This window comes from Vibrio neptunius (assembly GCF_000967495.1).
Classification (GTDB): Bacteria; Pseudomonadota; Gammaproteobacteria; order Enterobacterales; family Vibrionaceae; genus Vibrio; species Vibrio neptunius.
Genome location: NZ_JXXU01000120.1, coordinates 1 through 4,921, shown reverse-complemented (window position 1 = coordinate 4,921; position 4,921 = coordinate 1). Strand labels below are relative to the sequence as shown.

Here is a 4,921-nt window from a genome sequence, read left to right as displayed (position 1 = left end):
GAGAATCTGCAGGTGTTCTTGCACATCATGGCTGATTTAGGCGGTGCCGAAGTCATTGATATGGCCTCTATGGTCAGTAACGTCATCAAGCATTATGAAGGTTAGCCAATGTCGTCCAGCTCGCACTAAGCGTTTTTTTGGCTTTCTGTGATGAGCGTTCTGATATCGTAAACGTCTAAACGCGGGCACAATCTAATGCCGGAAGCAGGCTTAAAGACAATCGGAAAGGCGTAGCTGTGACAAACAAATGAAACGAGGAAAATGCAGTGCCTGACGAAGATTTTGAAATGTTTTTGGAAGAATTTGGCGAGCCCACCACGTATGTTCAGGCCACAGACCAACACATTGAAGCTTATCGGGGCATACTTCCTGACCAGTTATTGAAGTATTGGCAAATGGTCGGATTCTCTGGCTTTAAGGATGGCCTATTTTGGATCACTAATCCCGCCGAGTTTGAAGATGTGCTTGAGTGCTTCCTCAAGGACACAGAGTTTGCCGATTATGACAACTACCATGTCATAGCGCGAAATGCTTATGGTGATCTCTACCTTTGGGGAGAACGAACTGGTGAATCACTTGAAATCCTGCCTGCACTAAATTGGATTATTATTGGCGAAGGGGATGAAAACCAGATATCGCAAGGTTCTGAGAATGCTGTTATAGGGAGGCTTTTTGGTTTTCAAGAGGTTGATGATGTAGATATGGATACTGAATCAATACCCCTCTTCCCATCTGTACTCAAAACGTATGGCCCAGTGGGTAAAGACGAGGTCATGGTCTTTACCCCCTACCTATTTATGGGCGGTAAAAAATCCGTTGATGCTATGGCCAAAGAGAATCTGCAGGTGTTCTTGCACATCATGGCTGATTTAGGCGGTGCCGAAGTCATTGATATGGCCGCTATGGTCAGCAACGTCATCAAGCATTATGAAGGTTAGCCAATGTCGTTAAGCTCGCACTAAGCGTTTTTTGGGCTTTCTGATATCGTAAACGTCTAAACGCGGGCACAATCTAATGCCAGAAGCAGGCTTAAAGACAATCGGAAAGGCGTAGCTGTGACAAACAAATGAAACGAGGAAAATGCAGTGCCTGACGAAGATTTTGAAATGTTTTTGGAAGAATTTGGCGAGCCCACCACGTATGTTCAGGCCACAGACCAACACATTGAAGCTTATCGGGGCATACTTCCTGACCAGTTATTGAAGTATTGGCAAATGGTCGGATTCTCTGGCTTTAAGGGTGGCCTATTTTGGATCACTAATCCCGCCGAGTTTGAAGATGTGCTTGAGTGCTTCCTCAAGGGCACAGAGTTTGCCAATTATGACAACTACCATGTCATAGCGCGAAGTGCCTATGGAGCATTTTTAAATTAAGGACTAAATTAAGGACAGGCACCGATTTTCAACCCCATATCACCCACATCGATATTCAAATCGAGCGTGGCAACAGAATCTGTGATGAAAGTCATCGACAAATACAACACGCAAATACCCCAACAGATTACACTGAATGATGGAAAAGATTCATCAATTTCGACATCAGAAATGGCAACTCCCGAGGCCCACAGTCTCACTCCACTCAAAAGGAAATACTTATGGCTTTAAAAAACAATAATAAACGCTTTAGCGGACTTCCAATGGAAAGTTTGATTGGCAGCCCGCTTAAAGCAGCGTTTGATTCGCAGGTCATGTTGGCAAGACCGACCGTCGATTTTATCAAGGACGTAGGTTTTGACGGTGAAAAAACACGTACTGCTGATTTCTCTTACACACGTCATGTCGTAACGGGCAAGGATGGCTTAGGTAACGACATCATTGAGCAAGAAGATGTTGGTCTAGAAGTTCCGGTTCTCGCTATTGTCAACATTCCCAATTTAATGGTGGATGAAGTGGATATTACCTTTGACATGGAAGTCAAATCTTCAGAAGCATCAATTGAGAAGAGCGATAGCAAGGGCTCATTCTCAGCAAAAGCAAAAGTGGGCTGGGCCCCGCAGAGTGTCACAGCCAATGTTTCGGGTAGTGTCTCTTCGCACAAAGAAAACACCCGTTCAAGTGATAACTCAGCGAAATATCACGTTAACGTTCACGCATCTCAGGCGGGGACACCAGAAGGCCTATCGAGGGTTTTGGACATTATTCAGGATTCTGTGGCGCCTAAATCTGTTAATGGCCCTGGCCAAAAGCTGGCGCTAGATTCAAATATCAGTGAATTGGCAGATAAGGTCGTAGCAAACCGCAAAGCTCTTGAGTATGCGAAATCTCAGTTTAACCTAGCGAATATGGAGCTTGAAGCGAAGAAGCTACAGCTTTCCAATACTAACCGATCAGACGACAAGGTGGCATCCGCTCAAGATGACCAATCACAGACAGCCGATCTGAAAAGTGAGGAAAGCAAGGTGAATGAAGCGAAAAAAGTAGTCGTTGAGAATGAAATCACACTACAAAAATCGCTGAATGAACTTGAACAAGCCGTAAACGGTGTCGAAGTCAACACTAGAGGAAAAAGTACGACTTAGGGAAGTAGACGATGAAACACACCGGATTAAATGGATTTAAGTTGTGCGCTGACGCTCTTTTCGCACATTGCTGCTATGAGTCAGTCATCCATACTGTCCCCGTTGATGTCGTAAAAGCAAAAGTTTAAGGGCAGGCATCGATTTTCACTACTGGAGCCAAATCGATCGAAGGTGTTGTTGAGTCAGATAAGTTTGGCTATCTTTTCGGACGTTCTACCAGTAATAAACACAATATGTACAAATTAAGGACATACACCGATTTGCAATCGGATTCAGAGGATAATAGCGAGTGATACAATGTTAAATAAAATTGATAGCCCGGGCAGATCTATATCTGAATCAGAGTTAAAGGAAATTGCTTTACATACTGACTTAGAGTTTCCTACTAGCTATCAAGAATTTCTACTAAAATTTAACGGCGGTAGCCCATCGCCAGATGCGTTCCCAATAAAGGAGTATTCTGAGGAAGTTGGAGGCGTCCAGGTTTTCTTTGGCATAGATAGGAAAATTGAATCTAGCTGCTTAAGCTGGAATTACAACGCATATAAAAGTAGGTTGCCTGATTCATATATCCCAATTGCGTGTAGCGATACAAACGATTTGATTTGTTTAGTATTGTCTGAAGCTCAATATGGGAAGGTAGTTTTTTGGGATGCTCAAGACGAAAGAAATAGAAATGATTTAGGTAATATCTATCAAGTGGCTGATAGCTTCGAACAGTTACTAGAAATATTATTTGAAGATTGATCTGTAGTTATAACGCTAGTTAAAAAAGTAAATTAAGGACAGGCAACGATTTTCTTAATTTCAGGATAAAAGGTAGTGATGTTGTGGTGACTAAAGCCGATGGATCTTTTGTAACCGTCTTAAAAGATGGAATTAATAACACATCAGTTAAAAATTCTCTTGAGGGAAATTATTAAATGGACAAATTAAATCCTGAAGTTAGTTGCCTTTTAATAGAAATTCTAGGCTTTAGGCTTTTATCTGTTTTTGCTCTTATACATACATTTGATGGAGAGAGAGATTTATCCTCTCCTCAAGAGCTGCTTTTTACTTTTGAAGGCGGCTCTCAGGTTAGAATCAAGTGTGATCAGGATGGTGAGTCAATCCACTTTGATAATCAAACTCCCGTTGAAGCAAATATGGCCGAATACGGACAAGATATTCTGTGTGATTGTTCGAATGATAATAATTTTGAATATGGTATTGGAAGAACAGTTGATCAAATCGACCTAATTGTTAGTGATAAAATAATATTCGGCTTATTAATGACTTTCGAGGGAGCACGATCCATTACAATTATCAACCTAGGTGATGAGCTTTATGTATACGACGAGCTTCCCAAAAACATACTTGAAGAAGAGAAATGGCAAAGAATACTAGTAGACTAATATTACAAAGAGTGCAGCGAACTTCACTGAAGTAAATTAAGGACAGGCACTAAATTGCAATAGGTGAGGCAATGAAAACAATAAGTGGTTTGGTCGAGCCTAGAATTTTATCTAGGTTCCCTTCAGGATTTCCTGAAAAAATTGGTTACACCGGCTACGTGTCGAATTGTGTGGGTTTAGAAGGCGTGTTGGCTTGCGCAGCTCTTTTCTCACCTGAATTTGTTGAGTATGACGGAGCAATATTTTTAAATAGTAATATTGAAAATAATGTACGTAATATTTCTACTCGCTTCGGTTCAAGCAAAAAGGAAGTTGAGCAATATAATAATTTAGTTTGTCTTTCAGAATTCTTTCTACTGGCAGAAGATGAAGCGTGTGAAGATGATGAATTGATGAAAACGTTTGCTGAGACTTTAATTTATTATTGGAAAGCCCGTTTGGAGTTTGTTTATCCACATAAGAGCTTTGAATTCCTGTTAGAGGAAAAGCTGTTTGACGAAGATGGTTTGTGTCTTACTTTCTTCGAAATATAGTGTCAAAAAGCCCGCACTCGCGGGCTTTTAATGTGCGCCTTGCTGAAGCACAATATCCTGCATCTCCATCACAAACTGCTGCTTCACTCTTGGTAGCTGCCTAACATGTTCGATCTGCTATTTAGGAAATTGAGAGCATAAATGAAGAACAGGCACCGATTTGCAAGGACTCTAAGCATTTCCTAGAAATATAGAAGAACCCCACCATATCAGCATTGGAAATAGAGCATTCAAATCTCAATCGCTAATAGCAGTCGTCATTTTTGTTATAACTGATTGAATAAACGAGAAATAAGACGTTATAATCCCTCCCCTCTCTGGCTAGCGATAAGAGAGAAAATCATAAAGCAGGTCAAAATCGGCTTTTCGCCTATTTCTCAGCCCCAAATCACCTTCCATTTCACCAATCTTCTTGTTAGTTCGCCTAAACCACTAGTTTTATTAACCTTTTTCAACTGGTTAAATTGTAATCAATA

Annotated in this window: 7 protein-coding genes; 6 read left to right on the top strand and 1 reads right to left on the bottom strand. The window is 41.1% G+C overall.

Annotation, left to right across the window (positions count from 1 at the left end):
* Positions 1-266: 266 nt before the first annotated feature.
* Positions 267-938 carry a GAD-like domain-containing protein gene (locus TW84_RS23280; protein WP_240478222.1) on the top strand — a complete coding sequence of 224 codons (672 nt, stop codon included), beginning with the start codon at positions 267-269 and terminating at the stop codon, positions 936-938.
* A gap of 147 nt (positions 939-1,085) precedes the next feature.
* A complete protein-coding gene (locus TW84_RS23275; RefSeq protein WP_240478221.1) occupies positions 1,086-1,373 on the top strand; it encodes a GAD-like domain-containing protein in 288 nt (95 codons plus the stop codon).
* 8 nt (positions 1,374-1,381) lie between these two features.
* Here TW84_RS23275 and TW84_RS24495 read toward each other — a convergent pair whose 3' ends face one another.
* Complete coding sequence (locus tag TW84_RS24495; protein ID WP_157634091.1) at positions 1,382-1,573, bottom strand: hypothetical protein; 192 nt, start codon at positions 1,571-1,573, stop codon at positions 1,382-1,384.
* A gap of 21 nt (positions 1,574-1,594) precedes the next feature.
* Between TW84_RS24495 and TW84_RS23270 the strand changes: the two genes are divergently transcribed.
* From TW84_RS23270 to TW84_RS23255, 4 genes are all read left to right on the top strand, one after another.
* A complete protein-coding gene (locus TW84_RS23270; protein ID WP_045977982.1) occupies positions 1,595-2,518 on the top strand; it encodes a DUF2589 domain-containing protein in 924 nt (307 codons plus the stop codon).
* A gap of 297 nt (positions 2,519-2,815) precedes the next feature.
* Positions 2,816-3,265, top strand: coding sequence for an SMI1/KNR4 family protein (locus TW84_RS23265; protein WP_052707963.1), 450 nt, complete (start codon positions 2,816-2,818; stop codon positions 3,263-3,265).
* Positions 3,266-3,441: 176 nt separating this feature from the next.
* Positions 3,442-3,912, top strand: coding sequence for a hypothetical protein (locus TW84_RS23260; RefSeq protein ID WP_045977981.1), 471 nt, complete (start codon positions 3,442-3,444; stop codon positions 3,910-3,912).
* 71 nt (positions 3,913-3,983) lie between these two features.
* Entirely contained in the window at positions 3,984-4,445 is a 462-nt protein-coding gene (locus TW84_RS23255; RefSeq protein ID WP_045977980.1) for a hypothetical protein, read from the top strand.
* Positions 4,446-4,921: the final 476 nt, after the last annotated feature.